Below are 18,622 nucleotides of genomic sequence, written 5' to 3'. Positions count from 1 at the left end.
GGGATAATGGTGTAAAGCAGCGCGAGAAGGGATGTCCTCGGTTGAGAGTACCTATGCGTTCTAATCCTTTTTAACCATTATCCCGTTGCATCAGGAGATGGGGGGATTCGTCTTCCGCTTCTGAGTGAAAGGGATAATGGTGCAAAGGGTACGGGGAGCGCCTTCATACTGCCGGTCCTACGTTGGCTAAAAGGGGAGGAATGTTGTATGACCAACCTACAACATTTCTCTCTTTTTATATTTCTAGGTCAAGGGGGACTACTACGATTCACACCTCTTGACGATTATCCCTTTGCATCAGGCTAGGGAAAAGTTCATTACCCACTTCTGAATGAAAGGGATAATAGTGTAAAGGAGGAGCAAAAGGGATAATCATGCAAAGATGTGTTTGAAGGGCATCCCCCACGTTCCCCACCTAAAGGCTTCTACAAATACAGCTCAGCCAACTAGCGGGACGAGATGAACAGTTTTTTTGCTCTAATGAGAAAAGTATAGTAAAATACAAAAATATAGTAAATTAGCGAAGACGAAGCGGAGGAACGAGATATGGAAATCGGGATCAGCACGTTTGTGGAGACGACGCCGGATGTGGTCACGGGTGAAACGATTAGTCATGCGCAGCGGCTGCGCGAGGTTGTAGAGGAGATCGTCCTGGCCGACAAAGTCGGATTGGACGTATTTGGCGTTGGGGAGCATCACCGCCAGGATTATGCGGCGTCCTCGCCTGCGATGGTTTTAGCAGCAGCTGCTCCGCAGACGAAGCGTATCCGGTTGACAAGCGCCGTCACCGTGCTGTCTTCCGATGATCCGGTCCGCGTGTTCCAGGACTTCGCGACGTTGGACGGCCTCTCAAACGGGCGTGCGGAGATTATGGCCGGGCGGGGTTCTTTTATTGAGTCGTTCCCACTGTTCGGTTACGATTTGAACGATTACGAGGAGTTGTTTGAAGAGAAGCTGGATCTGCTTCTTAAGCTGCGCGAGTCGGAAAAAGTCACCTGGCAAGGCAAGCACCGTCCGGCGATCCACAATCTAGGCGTCTATCCGCGTCCTGTGCAAAATCCGCTTCCGGTCTGGATCGGCAGCGGCGGTAATACCGAATCCGTCATTCGCGCCGGTGTGTTAGGCTTGCCGCTGGTGCTGGCGATCATTGGCGGACGGCCAACTCAATTTGCGCCGCTCGTGAAGATTTACAAGCGTGCTGCCGCCCAAGCCGGGCATGATGTCTCGAAGCTTACCGTGGCTTCCCATTCGCACGGCTTTGTCGCCGATCGGAATGATGTGGCTGTAGAGAAGTTCTTCCCTTCGACGCAGGCGGTGATGAACATCATCGGGCGCGAACGTGGTTGGGGCCATTACAGCCGGGCCACCTACGATGCGGCCCGCAGCCTGGAAGGTGCGCTGTACGTGGGCGACCCGGAAACTGTGGCCAATAAGATTATCTACTTGCGCAAAAATGTTGGTATCACCCGCTTCTTCCTGCATTGCCCGCTTGGCACCATGCCGCATGAAGATGTGATGCGGGCCATCGATCTTCTTGGCACGGAGGTTGCGCCACGCGTCCGTGAGGAGGTTGCGCGCTGGGAGGCTGAGGGCGGGGATCTTCAGTGACATTGAAGCCCGCTTCTCTACAACTTCCTCCATGACTTCGGCCTCGGCGCTCCGCTGGCTGGGCAGGTCGTTCCGTTGCGGAGGTGTGAGGGGAGATTGATTAGGCATTCTGGGTAGCGTTGCAGGTTTTCTGCGGCTTGGTCGCTTAACCCGATGCCTAGGACAAGATGGTCCCCGAGTGCCCAAGAGGACGTGCCGGTACGGGGAGTACCGGCTTAGTTGTTCTAGCCTCACATAGGTGTCCGTTTATTTTAATTTGGGGCATCCGCCCAACTCGGTTCCATGCATAAAAAAGGGGCCGCCCAGCCGATTTCGGCCGGGACAACCCGTTTTCATTTAGATTTTGTCCTGCAAAAAAGCCTTAATCTTCGCCAGCGTCTCGGCGGGATCGAGGTTTTGCAGCAAATAGTCGGATTCCTTCTTGTAAATCACCTGCTCGGAGTAGTTCCGTAAATACTCCTCAACGACCTCGGCGGGCGCCCCTTCGCGTTCCTCACGCAGCCGGATGTCCTCCTTCGTCACGTAGAGGAAGATCCGAATCGCCTGCGGACCAAATCGTTTCCGCAGCGTCTGCATGCCTTCATGATTCACGACGACGACCGCTGCACCATACTGTTCCAGCGCTTCGTTCAGATCGCGCTCCGCAATGCCGTAGCTGCCTCGCTCCAGGCGGACGCTTTCGCTGAATTCCTGCCTACTCAGCATCGCCTGAAAGTCGGCCTCCGTAATAAAACGGTAGTGCTCGCCGTCCCGTTCTCCCGCACGTATAGCACGGGTTGTATAAGGCAGCACATAAGGAAGGCCCAGATCAGCGCTTAGCTGCTTGGCGATGCTCTTGCGGCCGGAGCCGCTGGTACCGGTAATGATGATGACCTTGGGTTGCGGGGGAAGATCATCCGTCAGGAGCGCATCCGCCTGGCTTGTCGCAGCGGTTTCACTGCGGGCAGGATCGGGAGTTGCTTTCAAGCCTTTGAGCCATTTCCACATTGCGTCCCATGCACTTTTTCCGGCTTTATCAATCCGTTTGAACGTCGCCGGCAAAACCGCACGGATTCACCTCCTTCGCCAACATCTATACTTATTATGTCGGCAAATTCAGAGGAAAACTGAATGTACTCGAATAGGAACTGGCAAGCGCCTAGAACAATCGCCGCGCGGTCACAAACCGCTTGGTCCATTGGCCGTTAAACGCCTCAATATGGACGCCCTTCTCTTTCGAGTAGGTGTGCAAAATTTGATTGTCCCCGATGTAGATGGCAACGTGGCCGATGTCCAGCCCGCGCGCGCTGAAGAACAGCAGATCCCCTTTACGGAGCTCGTCCAGACTGACTTCCGTGCCCTCCTTGGCTTGGTTGTAAGAAACCCGCGGCAGTTCGATTGAGAGAACATCCTCATACACCCTTTTCACAAAAGAAGAACAGTCAAACGTCTTCGTCTGGTCAGGGGACGCCCCAAACTCGTAGGGTGTGCCTTCAAACGTTTTGCCGTAGGCGATCAACTCGTCAGCCTGCTTGTCCGCCAAAGTATCGCTGCGATAATTGGTGTATTTCGGCTTGGCGGATACATAACCGGAGCGGCCATCGGGAGTGCGTACCTCCAGCCAGAGCGCACTTGCCTCACGCACGACATGCAGCTTGCTGCCGGCAGGAAGCAGTTCCTCACTGACCGTCGCGCTGCTCACATCAGGTTCACTGCGCAGATTGACGCCCCAGGTGACGGTGGTTTCGTATGTAAATTTCGAAGTGATCCGCACCCTACGGCTCTCCCCGTCCCAAGCCACCTCGCTGCCGAGCGCTTCACTGACGAACCGCAGGGGGACTAATGCATAACCGTCTGTAATCTGCCCGGGGACCGGCAGTGTTAGGGTTTGGCCGTTCAGCTGTGCGGTAGGGTCACCGATGCGATAAACCAAGGTCATCTGGTCTCGCTTGGCTGTGACGGTCTTGCTGCTGTTGTCCCAAGTCAGCTTGGCCCCCAGCGCTTCAAAAACGTCGCGAATCGGCAGCAGAACACTGCCATTCATCAGGACGGGCGCCACTTCAGTCTGCAGCGGCCGCCCGTCGAGTTCAATGGTGATACCGCTGGCGGAGGCGGTTTGGCTTGCCGAGAGAGCAGTCCCGGCGGTTAAGGCTTCTGAAGCCGTGCTGCCCGCAGCCTCCGCGCCCCCAGTTCCCGCTTGGGCGGTCAGCACGAGGGAGGCCGCCAGCAGCCAGCTGAGTTTGCGTGAACCTGTATTGAATGGTTTCGTCATCATAAATCACCTAGCTTCTGGATGGTTTATATAGTTGGACGAAACCCAAGCTAAATGGTTGTGTGGAAAATGTTACCTATTCCCGCAAGTCCAATGGGGTCAGGCGTTCGAGTCCGTTCATATATTTGCGCAGCGCCTGTGGAATCCGGATGCTGCCGTCTTCTTCCTGATGATTTTCCAGCAGAGGGATCAGGATTCGCGGCGAGGCTACCATGGTGTTATTCAACGTGTAGCAGTATTGCAGCTTACCATCTCGGTCCTTAAAGCGGATGTTCGAACGCCGGGCTTGAAAGTCCAACAGCTGCGACGACGAATGGGTCTCCCCGTAAGCGCTGCGGCTGGGCATCCACGTTTCGATGTCGTATTGCTTATACGTCTTTTGCGACATGTCGCCGGTACATACTGTCATCACCCGGTAAGGCAGCTCCAGCAGCTGAAGCAATTCCTCGGCGTTCTGGGTGATTTCCTGAAACAGCTGCTCCGACAGCTCCAGACTGTTCTCGCAGAGCACCACTTGCTCGACCTTCGAGAACTGGTGCACGCGGTATAAGCCATGCACATCTCGCCCGGCCGAGCCGACTTCGCTGCGGAAGCATAACGAGGCCGCTGCCAGCTTGATCGGCTGGGTGAGGTCGACAATCTCGCGGTCGTAATACGCGACAAGTGGGACCTCGGCGGTGCCAACCAGCCAGCGATCGTCTTCGGCCATCCGGTACGTCTGATCCGCACCCAGCGGGAAGAATCCGGTATTCACGAGCGCTTCCGCGCGCACCATTAGCGGAACCTCCAGCAGGGTGAAGCCCTTCGCGGCGAGGAGATCCATCGCCAGCTGCTGTACCGCTCGGTGGAGCAAGACGCCCGTGCCGCTCAGATAGTAATTGCGCGTGCCTGCCGTTTTGACTCCGCGCGGGATGTCAATCATCCGGTGGAGCTCGCCTAAAGCGACGTGATCCCGCGGTGTAAATTCAAATGTTGGAGGTTCGCCGACCCGCTTCACTTCCACATTATCGAGATCCGACCGACCTTTTGGCGTGTCGGGCGAGACGGGGTTGGGGACGAGCAACATCAAGCGTCGATACTCTTGTTCGGCTTCATCCCGCTCTTTCTCCAACCCATTCAGCCGCCGATTCAACTGCTTGACCTCGTTTTTCAACGCGTCAGCCGCCTCCGGCCCTTGCTCCCGAATCAGTGCCTCAATCTGCGGTGTCAGTCGGTTGCGCTCCTGGCGTAACCGTTCCGTCTCCTGCAGCAACGCCCGGCGTTGGTCATCCCAGCGCAAAAGCTCGGGAACCGACAACGCGATGCCCTTTTCCTCCGCCACGGTTTGAACTTGTTCTTGATGCTCCCGAATCCATTTGATGTCTAACATGGGTGATCCGCTCCTTTTTCGATAGAAATACAAAAAGCGCCCTTCGTCCATTGGGACGAGGAGCGCTTATCGACTCGCGGTGCCACCCAAATTGATCAAACCGGCAGGTCCGGTTCAATCCCCTTTCGTCCGCGATAACGGGCGGACCCGGTAAGCTTAGGGGGAAAGGTGTATGCATTTAATACGATGTTCCCCTTGACGAAAACGCCTCCGAGTTGGATGCTCTTCATAGGCATGATTCCGAGATTTGATTTGATTAGCAGTATAACGTAAGCGACCAACAGTTATCAAGAGGGAGGGGATGATCCCATGAAAAAATTATTGCTTACCGGCTTTGAACCCTTTGGCGGGGAACCGATCAATCCGGCGGTTGAAGCGATGCGCCGGCTGCAGGGCCGGGTGATCGGCTCCTTTGAGATTGTCGGGTTGGAGCTGCCGACGGTGTTCGGACAATCCACCGAGCGCCTGCTCGCCGCCGTCCAGCAACACGAACCCGCGGTGGTGATCGCGTTGGGACAAGCCGGCGGCCGCGAAGGAATCTCGTTCGAGCGGATCGCCGTCAACTTAAACGATGCCAATATCGCCGATAATGCCGGCAACCAGCCGGTAGACGAGCCGGTCGTGCCGGAAGGCCCGGCGGCTTATTGGACCACGCTGCCGGTCAAACGCATGGTCGACCGCCTGCGGAATGAAGGCATTCCTGCGTCGATATCGCTTTCCGCCGGGACCTTTGTGTGCAACCACCTTTTTTACGGGTTGATGCACCACCTAGCCGTTACTGGCAAGTCGATTCGCGGCGGGTTCATCCATGTGCCTTATCTGCCGGAACAGGCAGATCGACACTCCGGCGCCCCCAGCATGACGCTGGACCAGTTGGTCACCGGCTTGGAGCGGGCGATCGAGGTCCTGGGAGAATAACGTTTAGATCAGCGTCTGCGCTTATGACTGTGTTTCTTATGGCGACGGCGGCCGTACTTGTTCGCAGCGACGCTGCCGCTGCCGCCGCCAACGGCGTGCTGCTGACGTGTCCCGGGGCTGCTGATGGCAGAGTTGGTGCCCCCCGTGCTATATCGTCCGCCGCCGCTGGCTACTTGCGTGGCGCCAGCAGTTTGCTGGCCCCGGGGCAGCTTCACCACCTGGTCGTTCACTACGATCACGACCTCCTTGCCGCGTTGGAGCAAGCCGCGCGTATCGCGGTGATTTCTGCTGCTCCACCGCCCCCCCATCAGACCGCCCTTGCCGTCCTTATTAAACGCTTTGCCGCCTGCGCCAACGCTCTGTTGCTGCCGCACATACGGTGAACGGATGGCCGCGTTGCTGCCAGCGGCGCTGCTATGACCTGCGCCGCTGGCGATCTGCGTCGTGCTCGGCGCGTTGGTGTACTGGCGGTTCACGACGACGATCACCCGACTCACCCCTGGAAGGGGCGTTTTGGCAATCAAACGTTGCTTGCCTTTTTTCAGGATGACCATTAATTGGTCCTTGCGAGATGACATGGAACCCTCTCCTTTTAGACTACCTTATGCCAAGTTCGGAGATCGGCAAGGGCGAAGCCACGGGGAGGCGTAAATCAGGCTGATTCATTAGCCTCGTTAATGTGTTGATGAAAGCCCGCGTTATAGGGGGTTACGACAAGGCGGTGTTGCCAAAAATCAGGCCTAGATTTCTCGGGGAACACTTCCATTTGTAGGCGCGGAAAATTTGTTATATGATATCATGGTAAATTGGGTGAATCGCGCTAGAATTTTGGGGAATCCGCAAGCCTAACGCTTGTAACAGCGCTTAAGTCGGCTCCAATCGCCGAGATTGCATGTTAACGCGGCTCAGCGTGCTTAATTTGGATTTTTCGAGCCGAAATCAAGCAGTTTGATGCAAATCGCGATCCACAGTATCGTTAGAAATTGAACATGGCGAAAAAACGTCCAATAGCGTTTCTCCTCTGCGTTAGAGCATGAGAAGAAGCATCCATGAGGACTTGTGGAGAAGCCGCGATAAGGATGGCCCCGGATCTAGCTTGAAACGATAAATTCTTTGGTAGTGGAGGAAACGATGTATCCAAAAGATTTGAACTATAGAATGCCGGCCGAATGGGCGCCGCATGAACGTACTTTCATCTCCTGGCCGGTGCAGGCATCGATGGTTTATCCGGACCGGTATGCTGAGGTATGCGACGGATATGCCGAATTTATTACAGCGATCGCCGAGTTCGAACCAATTACCGTGGTGGTGAATTCGGACGATCTGTCTAAGGTGCAAGCCCGCTTTGGGCAGGATCCGAACATAGAGCGTATCGCTTTTCTGCCGATCGAGCATAACGATGCCTGGCTGCGCGACAACGGCCCGACGTTTCTGGTGAATCCGGAAGGTGAACTGGCCGGGGTCAACTGGCGTTTTAACGCATGGGGCGGCAAATATTCGCCGTGGGATCTGGACGATGCGGTGGCACCGCAAATTTTGGAAGCTTTGAACGTCAAGCGGTTTGACGCCCCGTTGGTGCTGGAGGGCGGCTCCATCCATACGGACGGGGAAGGTACATTGCTGACGACCGAGGAGTGCTTGCTCAACGAGAACCGGAATCCGCAGCTTAGCCGGGAAGAAATCGAGGCAGCTGTGAAAAACTACGTCAACGTTGACCAAATTATCTGGCTGAAACGCGGCCTGGACGGGGACGAAACGGACGGTCATATCGATAACGTGGCTTGCTTTGCCGCACCGGGGAAGGTGATTTTGCAGGTCTGCGACGATCCAAGCGATGAGAACTATGCCATCACCCAGGAAAATATCGCGATTCTCAGTGCCGCAACGGACGCCCAAGGTCGCCAGCTGGAGATCATCCCGATCCCGCAGCCGCCGAAGGCCTTTTATGACGATAGCCGCTTGACGCTGAGCTATTTGAATTTCTACTTCGTCAATGGCGGCATCATCTTGCCGATCTTTGGCGGCGCCGCGGAGGAAACCGACCGCAAAGCCATTCAAGTGCTGAGCGAGACCTTCCCGGATCGCAAGATCCGCACCGTTGACGGGATGGCGATCATCCGCGAAGGCGGCAACGTCCATTGCACCACCCAGCAAATGCCGGCAAGACGCGCATAAATGAGAATGAAGGAGGTACGACCAACAACATGAGAATGGTAAAAGTCGCAGCGACACAAATGAGCTGTTCATCCAATAAAGAAGAAAATATCGCCAAGGCGGATCGACTGGTTCGGGAAGCGGCTCGGCAAGGAGCACAAATTATTTTGTTGCAGGAGCTGTTTGAAACGCCTTATTTTTGCCAAAAGGAAAAGTCCGACTACTACGTCTATGCTACCGAGCTGGAGCAGAATGCTGCGATTCAGCATTTTCGCAAGGTCGCGAAGGAGCTGGAAGTGGTGCTGCCGATCAGCTTCTATGAGAAAAAAAATAACGCCCGCTACAACTCGCTGGCGGTGATTGACGCAGATGGTGAAGTGCTGGGTCTATATCGCAAAAGTCATATCCCGGATGGTCCGGGGTATGAGGAGAAGTTTTATTTTAATCCGGGGGACACCGGGTTTAAAGTGTGGAAGACGCGTTATGCCAAAATCGGCGTGGGCGTCTGCTGGGATCAGTGGTATCCGGAAGCAGCCCGCTGCATGGCGCTGATGGGCGCCGAGCTGCTGTTCTATCCAACGGCGATCGGTTCGGAGCCGCAAGACAGTTCGATCGACTCCAAAGATCATTGGCAGATGTGCATGCTTGGACATGCAGCTTCCAATCTGGTGCCGGTGATCGCCTCGAACCGCGTTGGCTTGGAATCCGACGAAGATTCGAGCATCACGTTCTACGGCTCGTCCTTCATCGCCGGGCCGCAGGGCAATAAAATTGCCGAAGCCAACCGGACGGAGGAAACGGTGCTGGTAGCGGAATTCGACCTCGATCAGCTGGAAATCCAGCGTATTGAGTGGGGGATCTTCCGTGACCGCCGGCCGGACCTCTACAAAATTATCACCTCTTATGACGGTGAGCTTCGCATCGACTAAAACTGCATAAGCAACACTAGATGAAATAGCCCCCAATTGCACAGCGCTTTGTGATTGGGGGCTTTGTGCGGATGTGGCAGGTTCGGCAAGCTAAAGATGAGCCGAGCTGGGCTGGATATCGGGGTTGGCATCCACAATGGAATGGGCAACGGTCATGAGGCGAGGCAAATAGCGCAGTACTTTGTCGGCTCGTTGAAACAATGCCTCTGGGGTTCCGACACCCAGATCCGACAGCAAGGCGTGGAAATCTGGAGCGAGCCGCTCTCCTTCCTCCGGGGCATCCGCTGCCAGCATTTGGTGGCAGCGCGCAAAGGTGGCGGTGATCCAGAACACCGCCTCTTGATGGCGGCCGCGCGAAATTAGCTCGCGGCTGCCGTCAATGGCGACCGAACGCGCGACGGGAGTGATGTCGCTCGAGAACGGGAACGGCGTGGCCGCCCGCGCTGCCGCCGTATCAAACGTGCGCTCCAGGGCCTTCAGATGCGCCTCCATCCTTTGGACGGTGAGCCGGGTGCAGCCCAGGAGCTGCAGCAGTTCGGCATAGACTTCGCGATGCCCATATGCCTCAAGCACTTCACGGGCCCTCAGATAACGAAGCCGTATGGTTGGATTGCGCAGGGCCGCGGTCAGCAGAACATGGGTGGTCACCCCGGTTGGGAACAACCAGCCCAACACCTGATTCTGCAACGGCGCTTTGGGATCGAGGTTGCGAAGCCCGCGTTCGATCCGGTCATGGGCATGCTTGCAGCGAAGCAACACCCAAGGCTTCTCGGCGAAGCGGGGGGCCACTTCCGTTTGCAGTCGGCGCAGCCTGCCTGTGGGGTCGGCGATGATCGTATCCGTCCGGAAGCTCCCGGCCAGATGGTAATCTGACAGTACCTTATCCGCTGATGCCAGCTGGCTCCAGGGCAGGTAAGTAACTTCGAGCAGCGCCTGCTCGTAACGGAATTTTCCTAGTTTTGGCGGAGGCTCTGTCGTCTGCGTTACGACGATGAGATCGATATCGGAGCTTTCAGGCAGATCTGCTTCTCCCGGTAATCCCACCGTGGAGCCGCTGAAATAAGCACCTAGGAATCCAGCTTCCCGGCTAGCATGTTGAGTTACCCATTTGGCGGCAGTCTTTCGAGCTTCCTCGACTTTCATTGATACCTCCTCAACCACTTCCTCAGCTTTTTCGGCATACTTCGATGAACATTGAAGCATCGCCGTGATACAATCAGGATCATGATAAATCAGGTTTCAGAGATCCGGGTTACGTTATTAGATATGCCCAAGTGACCCGAGAAAGAAGGGATAAGAGTGGGACGTACGCTGTATTTTGCATTAATCTTGCTTAGTTTGATTTGGGGCGGTTCGTTTTTCTTCATCAAAATCCTGCTGCCTGACTTCGGCCCCTGGACCGTAGCGTTCCTGCGTTCCGCCTTCGGGCTGGCGACGATTACCGGAGTGATGCTCATCTTGCGCAAGCCGTTTGGGTTCCGCTCGATACCTTGGCTGGCGATGATCATCATGGCGCTGATCAACACGGCGATTCCGTGGGCGTTGATCGGCTTCAGCGAGACGCGGCTGACGAGCAGCCTGGCGTCGGTGCTTAACGCCACGACTCCGCTTTGGACGCTGGTGGTGGGCGTCCTGTTCTTCCGCGTTGCCACGAATCGCATGCAATGGGCGGGGATGGGGATCGCCTTCCTCGGCTTGCTCGTGCTGGTAGGTGTCAGCCCAACCTCGCTTGCTTCGGTGGACCTGCTTGGGTTCGCCTGCATGCTGGGGGCTACGTTGAGTTATGCCGTGGGCTCGCACCTGTCCAAGCGGCTGTCCAACGGGCTGTCGATGTATCAGGTGACCTTCGGCACCTTGATCAGCGCGCTGGTCGGCAGCGGCCTGATGGCATTGATCGCCGAGCGGGATTCGCTGGCTCCGTTGGCGAAGCTCCCTACGCTTGGCGCAGTCGTTGGACTGGGCGTGTTTGGCTCGGGGGTGGCGTATATTTTGTTCTATTTTATGATCCAAAAGGGTTCCCCGCAATTCGCCACCACCGTCACTTATCTCGTTCCGGCCAGCGCGATTATTTGGGGATTCACGCTGCTGAATGAGCCGGTGAGCTGGCGTCTCCTGGCTGGACTGGTGTTCATCCTCGGCGGGGTATACTTGGCGAACCGAAGCGGCTCGGGCAGTGCGGGGCGGGTGGACAAACGCCAGGAGCTGCCAGTGGTCTCCGACTCGGATGCAGCGGCCGCCTCGGCCAATCAGCCTTGATTTAAGGGGCGCTCTTAGGGTACCCTTTCTTTATGATTTTGGCACGTCCTACTGCAACATCACAGGAGGGATGCCGTCTTATATTTTTGGGGTGATACGAATTGAGGAAATACGCGCTAGGTCTGACCGTGATGCTGCTCGCGCTTCTGCTTGCCGGATGCGGCACCTTCGATCCGGTTGACAAAGCGATCACTAAGCTGAGACCAACTGCACCCGAAGATTCAGCGCAGGATACGGAAGGTCCTTTTACTGTAGAGTTGTCCGTACCGAAGCGTGCCGGAATCGATGAGAAATTTACGCTGATTGCCAGCTTGCATAATTTGTCCAAGACCCGATATGAACTGATGAGTCGCCCGCGGGTGTTCCATTACCTGATCGTGGACAGCTTGGGCAACCGGGTGAACACGATCACCCAGGTCGATAGTGCGGTGGTTCGCAGTATGAGGGGAGAAACGGATATTAACGAGTTTTTCGAGACTCGGATTGATCGAATCGGAACCTATGAAATTTATGCGGTAGCGGAATTTTCGATCAAGGAGGATGGGAAGTACAAGGACCTCACCTATGAGACCGAACATCATTTCATCGAAATTGGTCCCAACAGCTAATAAAGAGCAGAACCGAAGGATCCAGCGGACCCACGGTATCTGCTCTTTTTTGGTAGGCTTAGAAATCAAAATTGTCAGGGTCCGGACCCACGCGAAGGTTCTCGTTAAGCGCGCTGATCCGTGCCATATCCTCATCCGTCAACGTGAAATTAAATACGTCGGCGTTCTCGGTAATCCGATGCGGCTTGGTTGATTTCGGAATCGTCACTACGCCGTTCTGCAAATCCCAGCGCAGGATGATTTGGGCAACCGATTTTCCATATTTGCGAGCAAGCTCTTGTAACACTGGATGATCCAGCAGCTGCCCTTGCATGAGCGGGGACCATGCTTCCATTTGGATGTTGTGCTCGCGGCAGAAGGCTTGAACTTCCTGTTGTGTCAGGCGGGGATGGTATTCAACCTGGTTGACCATCGGTACAATTTCGGCATCTTCCATCAAGTCCTGCAGATGGTGAACTTGGAAGTTGCTGACGCCAATCGCTTTAACCTTTCCAGCTTTATAGAGCGTCTCCAGCGCTCGCCAAGCTTCTTTATATTTGCCGGCAACAGGCCAGTGGATCAGGTACAGATCCAAATAGTTGAGTCCCAGCTTCTGCAGACTGGTTTCATAAGCAGCGAGCGTCTCTTCATAGCCGAGGTCAGCGTTCCACACCTTGGAAGTGACAAACAGGGCTTCACGCGGGATGCCGGCTTCATGCAAGCCTTCACGGATACCTTGTCCAACGCCCGTTTCATTCGCGTAGATTGCTGCGGTATCGATGCTGCGGTAGCCATGGGTAATGGCGAACTTGACTGCGTCTACCAGTTCCTGTCCTTCCTCAACTTTAAATACGCCCAGGCCCAACCAAGGCATCTTCACTCCGTTGTGCAGAGTAGTGGTATCTTGCAAATTGGTGATCATATCAAAATAGCCTCCTATTTATTTCTGAAGTTCAATTTGGTGATGAAAAAAGATCATTAGTTATGCTGAAACGATGGTTGTGAAATGACCGTATTTTGCCGGTCTTTTCTTTCTAAAGCGCGGCTCCAGCCGGTAAGAAGTACAGCAGCTGCGACCATCAGAGCGCCGATCCACGAAGTATGGATCAGACCCAAAGAGTCGGTGACAACCCCGCCTAGGTACGAGCCCAAGGCAATCCCGGCGTTAAAGGCTGCGATGTTGATTGCAGAGGCCACGTCGACGGCGGACGGAACAAACCGCTCCGCCAGCATCACGACATAGACTTGGAGCCCCGGCACGTTCATGAAGGCCAGCAGGCCCATGAGGAAGATGGTCACCAAGCCGGCGATTTTAAACGGAGCTGTGAACAGCAGGGCCAGCAGGATCAGCGCCTGTACGATAAACATATAGAACAAGGCGCGAACCGGCTGACGATTGGACAGCTTGCCGCCCACCATGTTGCCGATAGCAATCGCGATACCGTAGATCAGCAAAATTACGGCAACCGCACTTTCCTTAAAGCCTGTAATTTCAAGAAGGATCGGCGATAAGTAGGTATACACGACAAAGGTGCCGCCATACCCAAGGGCCGTGATCAGGAACAACAGCAACAACCGTCCGTTCGTCACCAATTTCACCTGGTCGCGGAACGCCGTTCGCACTCCTTTCCGCAGGTCTGCTGGCACCAGCAGGCTGTTGGAGATAAAGCCAATGAGCCCCACGATGACGATCAGGATAAAAGCGGCGCGCCAGCCGAGCTGCTGACCAATGAAGGTGCCAAGCGGCACGCCGGTGACCGTCGCCACAGTCAAGCCGGTGAACATGATGGAAATCGCGCTGGCCCGCCGGTGTTCCGGCACTAAGTCAGCGGCGATCGTTGAACCGATCGACATAAACACGCCGTGGGAAAAAGCCGAGATCACCCTTGCCACGAGCAGTATGGCGATACTGGTTGCAGCCGCAGCCAAGGCATTGCCAAGCATGAACACGACCATGATCCATAGCAGCAGCGTTTTACGTGACATTCTTGCGGTTAGCGACGTGAGTACCGGCGCTCCAAAAGTGACGCCTAACGCATATAAGGAAACCGTCAGTCCTGCAGTCGTCGTGGAAATATGCAGGTCTTCGGCGATCAAAGGCAGCAGACCGACGCTGATAAATTCGGTAGTCCCGATAGCGAAGGCACTAATGGCCAAGGCGAGCAGCGCCAAGGTGCTTCTTTGATGATTCATGAGCCAATCTACCTCCCAAAAAGATGATGGTTTGAAGGTCGCCGCTGATCTGCCGGGGAATGATGCAGAATCGAGCGACAAATGCTATTATGGGAGATAGGGTAGTTTTTGAGAAGTACGCACTTTGAAGTGATATAGGAACCGAAAAGTAATGTAGGTACTTTTCAGTGCCTATGAAAAGAGGGAGCCATCTTAATGAAAGAGAAAAAATACAATATTTCGGTAGAAGCGACGCTGGAGGTGATCGGCGGGAAGTGGAAATGCGTGATCCTGTGCCACTTAACGCACGGCCGGAAACGGACCAGTGAATTAAAACGTCTGATGCCCGACATCACCCAAAAAATGTTGACCCAACAGCTGCGCGAGCTGGAGGCCGACGGCGTCATTCGCCGGATCGTTTACCAGGAGGTCCCGCCTCGGGTCGAATATGAGTTAAGTGAATACGGGGAGAGCTTGCGAGGAATCTTGGATGCGCTGTGCTCCTGGGGAGAGCAGCATATCCGCAAGGTGTATGGCAGCTATGATGTTTTGGAAGAGAACGTGCTGAATGAACATTTGAAATCGTAAGGTCTCTTCGGTTATGCTGTGCATGAAAAGGAGCGATGATCGATGAAACCTATCACGGTATTGATTGCGGACGATGAGCCGGAAATCGCCGACTTGATCGAGCTGCATCTGGCCCGGGAAGGATACCGCTGCATCAAAGCTTCCAACGGGCAGGAGGCGCTGGATGTGATTCAGACGCAATCCGTGGATCTTGCAATCTTGGATATAATGATGCCGAAGATTGATGGCTATGAGGTGACTCGGCAAATTCGGGAGAAGCACCATTTGCCGATCATTTTTTTAAGTGCGAAAGCAACCGATTTAGATAAAATCACCGGTCTGGTACGTGGGGCGGATGATTATATGACCAAGCCGTTTAACCCGATGGAGCTGGTGGCCCGGGTGAACGCCCAACTGCGCCGCTTTATCCACCTGAACCCGTCGGTAGCTGCGCCTCCGAATGAGACCGTGTTGGAGGCCGGAGGGCTTGTGATTCACCCCGAGCACCGGACCGTGTTCCTCTACGGCGAGCCGGTGGAGCTGACGCCCAAAGAGTTTGATATCTTAGTCCTGCTGGCCAGCCATCCGAAGAAGGTGTTCAGCTCAGAGCATATTTTCGAGAAGGTCTGGGGGGAGGCTTATTATGAAGGCGGAAATACGGTTATGGTGCATATCCGAAGCTTGCGTAAGAAGCTGGGGGAAGACCGGCACAAGAACAAGCTGATCAAAACCGTCTGGGGAGTAGGGTATACATTCAATGGATAACCATACGGATAAACCGAAATTTCGCAGTTTTCGCTTCCAAATGATCCGATTATTTGGACTGAGCATGATATTGTCCGCAGGGACAACCTTTCTCATTTATTTAGCGCTGCGCGAGTATTATCATACCCTGCTGCGTGAAGACCCATTGTATAACGTGCGGCTAATGATGCGCCAGATCGGTGACATCAACGTGTTTTTGCTGATTTTTATCCCGCTCTCGTTCTTATACTTCTACTTGTTAACTCGACGTTATGTCGCGTATTTCCGGGAGATTTCCCGGGGAATCAATCAGCTGGCGGGAGGAGACTTCACCCATCGGGTTCATATTCCTTCCGGGGATGAGTTCGGAGAGATTGCGCGGGACATCAATTTGGCCAGCGAGAAGCTGCAGCAGGCGGTGGAACGGGGCGATTTTGCCGAGAACAGCAAGGAGCAGCTTGTGCTGAACCTGGCCCATGATCTCCGAACCCCGCTCACCTCAGTCATTGGCTATCTCGATTTCATCCTGCAGGGGAAAGACCTGACTGCCGATCAGATGAAGCATTACACCACCATCGCCTACACCAAATCACAGCGTCTGGAGAAGCTGATCGATGAGTTATTTGAAGTGACGCGAATGAATTATGGCAAGCTGAACATCCACCGCCGGCCGTTGGATTTGAGCGAGTTGCTGAGTCAATTAACCGAAGAGATGTACCCTGTATTTGAAAAAAATGAGCTGACCGTTCGTCTCAACACCGAACCGCAGCTGATGATTTCCGGCGACGGCGATCTGCTGGCCCGCGTATTTGAGAATTTATTGTCCAATGCCGTTCGTTACGGCAAAGACGGGGAATACGTCGACGTTCATGGAAAGCTAGACGGGGATGAGGCAGTCGTGCGGGTGACCAACTATGGCGATTCCATCCCGCCGGACGAGCTGCCCCATTTGTTTGATATGTTTTTCACCGGTGATCGAGCGCGTACGCATCAGGAAGGCAGCACCGGACTCGGCCTGTTTATCGCCAAAAATATCGTAGAGCAACACGAAGGCACCATCTCGGTGCAAAGCGATCTGATTCGCACGGAGTTTGAGGTGCGGTTACCGAAGCTTAGATAAGTGAATCGAACAAAACTTAAGGAAAATTTTAGTTTTACCCCACTTTTGATTTTATCAATCCGCCTTAAGCTGAAAGAGCAAGAACGGTAGGAGGATTGGGAAATGAGAAAGTGGGGTTTTTGGCGTGCGCCCATAAGCCAAGCTCTATCGGGATTCGCTAGGTGGGGGCGCAGCGATGCAGCAACGGCGGGGTTGTTTCTGGCACCAAGCGTAGCAGGGTTCGCGCTCTTTTATTTGATTCCGTTTGGCATGAGTTTATTTTACTCCTTTCAGAGCGGCACCTCTGGCGGAAGCTTTGTAGGCTTGGCGAATTACCGCGACCTGCTGGACAGCGCTTCGTTTCGCAAGGCCGCAGTCAACACGCTGTATTTCAGTGCGTTGGGTGTCCCGCTGCTGTTGGGATTATCGCTGGGGGTGGCCCTGCTCCTGAACCGGCATGTTTACCTGCGGAAGTGGCTGCGCACCGCTTATGTGCTTCCTCTGGTTGTGCCGGTGGCGTCGGTAATTCTCATTTGGCAGATGGTGTTTGATTGGAACGGAGCATTAAACTACCTGCTTGGCCATTTCGGCATCCAGCGCGTGGATTGGATGAAGACCGATGCCGCCCGCTACGTTGTCCTCATGGTGTATTTGTGGAAGAACCTCGGCTACAACGTCATTTTGTTCTTGGCGGGTTTGCAGCAAATTCCTCGGGACTACTACGAGACGGCACAGGTTGAAGGGGCTGGACCGGTTCGTCAGTTTTTTGGAATCACGCTCGTCTACTTAACGACGACCACGTTCTTCGTAGTGATCATGTCGATTATCAATTCATTTAAGGTTTTCCGGGAGACGTATTTGCTGGCGGGTGATTATCCGCATGACAGCATTTATATGCTTCAGCATTACATGAACAACATGTTTGCAACGATGGATATCCAGAAGCTGACGGCTGCTGCAGTACTGATGGTCTGCGCGATCCTTGCGATTGTTCTCGGATTGTTTGGGTTGGAACGCCGATACCGGCAATTCATGGAATAGTAAGACAGGACGTGAGGATATAGCTCATAGAGAGGAGAGGCCGGGCGTGCAGGCAATTCAATGGATACAAAAAGCTGTGCTGACGGGAATGTTAGGCTTATTCGCCGTGCTGCTCCTCTTTCCCGTCATCATTACATTCACGAACTCGCTGATGAGCGAGCAGGAGCTTGAAATCAATTATGGTCCAATGGGGGAGCTGACGGAGGCGGCTTCGACCGAAGCTGATACCTTCATCAATCTCAAATGGGTACCGGATCAGGTGACCTTGGCGCAATACGGCAGGCTGTTGGTATATACCCCTAATTATTTGCTGATGTTTTGGCGTTCCGTGGAGCTGGTCTTACCGATTATCGTTGGACAAACCGCGGTCGCTGCGATGGCGGCCTATGCGCTGTCCAAACTGCGGTTTCGGGGTCGAGATGCGATTTTTCTGATCTTCTTGCTGTCGATGCTGATGCCCTTTCAGGTGACGCTGGTCCCGAATTATCTCATGGCCGATTGGCTGGGGTTAATCCACCGTCCGACGGCGGTGATTCTGCCGGGTATTTTTGCTGCGTTTGGGGTCTTCATGCTGCGTCAATTTATGCTGCATATCCCGTACGCCTACATCGAGGCGGCCAAGATCGACGGTGCCGGTCATCTGAGGATATTCCTGACAATCATTCTCCCGATGGTTAAGCCGGGACTTGCTGCGCTGGTGGTGCTCCTGTTCGTCGATTACTGGAATATGGTCGAGCAGCCGCTGATCTTCTTGGATCCGCTTCGGCAGCCGTTATCGGTCTTCTTATCGAGATTAAGCGGCGAGTGGGGAACTGTGTTCGCGGCTTCGATGTTGTATATGTCGCCGATGGTGCTGCTGTTCCTTTATGCCGAGGCCTATTTCATCGAAGGCGTGCAGCTTTCTGGCATCAAGGGGTAAGGAGGATA

Annotated in this window: 18 protein-coding genes; 11 read left to right on the top strand and 7 right to left on the bottom strand. The window is 54.5% G+C overall.

The genetic code is table 11. The annotated features are described in order from the left end of the window. Window positions 1–546 precede the first annotated feature (546 nt). Window positions 547–1,608, top strand: a complete 1,062-nt coding sequence (locus M891_RS0122770; protein ID WP_028540395.1) for an LLM class flavin-dependent oxidoreductase — start codon at window positions 547–549, stop codon at window positions 1,606–1,608. A gap of 336 nt (window positions 1,609–1,944) precedes the next feature. Here M891_RS0122770 and M891_RS0122765 read toward each other — a convergent pair whose 3' ends face one another. The 3 genes from M891_RS0122765 to serS form a co-directional block, all read right to left on the bottom strand. Then, complete coding sequence (locus tag M891_RS0122765) at window positions 1,945–2,649, bottom strand: guanylate kinase (RefSeq protein ID WP_232228406.1); 705 nt, start codon at window positions 2,647–2,649, stop codon at window positions 1,945–1,947. Between the two features lie 97 nt (window positions 2,650–2,746). Beyond that, a complete protein-coding gene (locus tag M891_RS0122760; RefSeq protein ID WP_036701631.1) occupies window positions 2,747–3,859 on the bottom strand; it encodes a C40 family peptidase in 1,113 nt (370 codons plus the stop codon). A 76-nt stretch (window positions 3,860–3,935) separates the two neighbouring features. Then, window positions 3,936–5,228: a serine--tRNA ligase gene (serS, locus tag M891_RS0122755; protein ID WP_028540393.1), complete on the bottom strand. Its 1,293-nt coding sequence runs from the start codon at window positions 5,226–5,228 to the stop codon at window positions 3,936–3,938. Window positions 5,229–5,537: 309 nt separating this feature from the next. Between serS and pcp the strand changes: the two genes are divergently transcribed. Next, window positions 5,538–6,146, top strand: a complete 609-nt coding sequence (gene pcp, locus M891_RS24480; RefSeq protein WP_036701629.1) for a pyroglutamyl-peptidase I — start codon at window positions 5,538–5,540, stop codon at window positions 6,144–6,146. Window positions 6,147–6,154: 8 nt separating this feature from the next. Here pcp and M891_RS24475 read toward each other — a convergent pair whose 3' ends face one another. Continuing rightward, window positions 6,155–6,724: a hypothetical protein gene (locus M891_RS24475; RefSeq protein WP_036701627.1), complete on the bottom strand. Its 570-nt coding sequence runs from the start codon at window positions 6,722–6,724 to the stop codon at window positions 6,155–6,157. A gap of 553 nt (window positions 6,725–7,277) precedes the next feature. Here M891_RS24475 and M891_RS0122740 point away from each other — a divergent pair. Then, a complete protein-coding gene (locus M891_RS0122740; protein WP_028540392.1) occupies window positions 7,278–8,321 on the top strand; it encodes an agmatine deiminase family protein in 1,044 nt (347 codons plus the stop codon). Between the two features lie 29 nt (window positions 8,322–8,350). Then, entirely contained in the window at window positions 8,351–9,229 is an 879-nt protein-coding gene (gene aguB, locus M891_RS0122735) for an N-carbamoylputrescine amidase (protein ID WP_016314382.1), read from the top strand. A 90-nt stretch (window positions 9,230–9,319) separates the two neighbouring features. Here the strand turns inward: aguB and M891_RS0122730 are convergent, their stop codons facing one another. After that, on the bottom strand, window positions 9,320–10,372 hold the full coding sequence (locus tag M891_RS0122730; RefSeq protein WP_028540391.1) for a hypothetical protein: 1,053 nt from the start codon (window positions 10,370–10,372) through the stop codon (window positions 9,320–9,322). A gap of 156 nt (window positions 10,373–10,528) precedes the next feature. Between M891_RS0122730 and M891_RS0122725 the strand changes: the two genes are divergently transcribed. Both M891_RS0122725 and M891_RS0122720 read left to right on the top strand, forming a co-directional pair. Next, window positions 10,529–11,485: a DMT family transporter gene (locus M891_RS0122725; RefSeq protein ID WP_028540390.1), complete on the top strand. Its 957-nt coding sequence runs from the start codon at window positions 10,529–10,531 to the stop codon at window positions 11,483–11,485. 101 nt (window positions 11,486–11,586) lie between these two features. After that, window positions 11,587–12,093 carry a hypothetical protein gene (locus tag M891_RS0122720; protein WP_028540389.1) on the top strand — a complete coding sequence of 169 codons (507 nt, stop codon included), beginning with the start codon at window positions 11,587–11,589 and terminating at the stop codon, window positions 12,091–12,093. Window positions 12,094–12,151: 58 nt separating this feature from the next. On the opposite strand, the gene M891_RS0122715 is transcribed toward M891_RS0122720, so the two are convergent. Next, window positions 12,152–12,994 (bottom strand): aldo/keto reductase, encoded by an 843-nt coding sequence (locus M891_RS0122715; protein WP_016314379.1) that lies wholly within the window; start codon window positions 12,992–12,994, stop codon window positions 12,152–12,154. A 56-nt stretch (window positions 12,995–13,050) separates the two neighbouring features. Beyond that, window positions 13,051–14,265, bottom strand: a complete 1,215-nt coding sequence (locus M891_RS0122710) for an MFS transporter (RefSeq protein WP_028540388.1) — start codon at window positions 14,263–14,265, stop codon at window positions 13,051–13,053. Between the two features lie 195 nt (window positions 14,266–14,460). Between M891_RS0122710 and M891_RS0122705 the strand changes: the two genes are divergently transcribed. The 5 genes from M891_RS0122705 to M891_RS0122685 all read left to right on the top strand — a co-directional run bounded on the left by M891_RS0122705 (window position 14,461) and on the right by M891_RS0122685 (window position 18,614). After that, window positions 14,461–14,832, top strand: coding sequence for a winged helix-turn-helix transcriptional regulator (locus M891_RS0122705; RefSeq protein WP_016314377.1), 372 nt, complete (start codon window positions 14,461–14,463; stop codon window positions 14,830–14,832). A 42-nt stretch (window positions 14,833–14,874) separates the two neighbouring features. Continuing rightward, on the top strand, window positions 14,875–15,576 hold the full coding sequence (locus tag M891_RS0122700; protein WP_016314376.1) for a response regulator transcription factor: 702 nt from the start codon (window positions 14,875–14,877) through the stop codon (window positions 15,574–15,576). Then, window positions 15,569–16,675 carry a sensor histidine kinase gene (locus M891_RS0122695; protein WP_028540387.1) on the top strand — a complete coding sequence of 369 codons (1,107 nt, stop codon included), beginning with the start codon at window positions 15,569–15,571 and terminating at the stop codon, window positions 16,673–16,675. The genes M891_RS0122700 and M891_RS0122695 overlap by 8 nt, the downstream gene beginning before the upstream one ends. A gap of 102 nt (window positions 16,676–16,777) precedes the next feature. Beyond that, complete coding sequence (locus tag M891_RS0122690; RefSeq protein ID WP_016314374.1) at window positions 16,778–17,695, top strand: carbohydrate ABC transporter permease; 918 nt, start codon at window positions 16,778–16,780, stop codon at window positions 17,693–17,695. A 46-nt stretch (window positions 17,696–17,741) separates the two neighbouring features. Further along, a complete protein-coding gene (locus M891_RS0122685; protein ID WP_028540385.1) occupies window positions 17,742–18,614 on the top strand; it encodes a carbohydrate ABC transporter permease in 873 nt (290 codons plus the stop codon). The last annotated feature ends 8 nt before the right edge of the window (window positions 18,615–18,622 follow it).

Source organism: Paenibacillus sp. J14, from assembly GCF_000518465.1.
Classification (GTDB): domain Bacteria; phylum Bacillota; class Bacilli; order Paenibacillales; family Paenibacillaceae; genus Fontibacillus; species Fontibacillus barengoltzii.
Note: the sequence above shows the minus strand (reverse complement) of the source record. Positions and strands in the feature narration are given on the sequence as shown.

Coding starts and splice junctions, on each gene's coding strand:
- M891_RS0122770 (WP_028540395.1), top strand. CDS start 547: ATGGAAATCGGGATCAGCACGTTTGTGGAGACGACGCCGGATGTGGTC.
- M891_RS0122760 (WP_036701631.1), bottom strand. CDS start 3,859: ATGACGAAACCATTCAATACAGGTTCACGCAAACTCAGCTGGCTGCTG.
- serS (WP_028540393.1), bottom strand. CDS start 5,228: ATGTTAGACATCAAATGGATTCGGGAGCATCAAGAACAAGTTCAAACC.
- pcp (WP_036701629.1), top strand. CDS start 5,538: ATGAAAAAATTATTGCTTACCGGCTTTGAACCCTTTGGCGGGGAACCG.
- M891_RS24475 (WP_036701627.1), bottom strand. CDS start 6,724: ATGTCATCTCGCAAGGACCAATTAATGGTCATCCTGAAAAAAGGCAAG.
- M891_RS0122740 (WP_028540392.1), top strand. CDS start 7,278: ATGTATCCAAAAGATTTGAACTATAGAATGCCGGCCGAATGGGCGCCG.
- aguB (WP_016314382.1), top strand. CDS start 8,351: ATGAGAATGGTAAAAGTCGCAGCGACACAAATGAGCTGTTCATCCAAT.
- M891_RS0122730 (WP_028540391.1), bottom strand. CDS start 10,372: ATGAAAGTCGAGGAAGCTCGAAAGACTGCCGCCAAATGGGTAACTCAA.
- M891_RS0122715 (WP_016314379.1), bottom strand. CDS start 12,994: ATGATCACCAATTTGCAAGATACCACTACTCTGCACAACGGAGTGAAG.
- M891_RS0122710 (WP_028540388.1), bottom strand. CDS start 14,265: ATGAATCATCAAAGAAGCACCTTGGCGCTGCTCGCCTTGGCCATTAGT.
- M891_RS0122705 (WP_016314377.1), top strand. CDS start 14,461: ATGAAAGAGAAAAAATACAATATTTCGGTAGAAGCGACGCTGGAGGTG.
- M891_RS0122700 (WP_016314376.1), top strand. CDS start 14,875: ATGAAACCTATCACGGTATTGATTGCGGACGATGAGCCGGAAATCGCC.
- M891_RS0122695 (WP_028540387.1), top strand. CDS start 15,569: ATGGATAACCATACGGATAAACCGAAATTTCGCAGTTTTCGCTTCCAA.
- M891_RS0122690 (WP_016314374.1), top strand. CDS start 16,778: ATGAGAAAGTGGGGTTTTTGGCGTGCGCCCATAAGCCAAGCTCTATCG.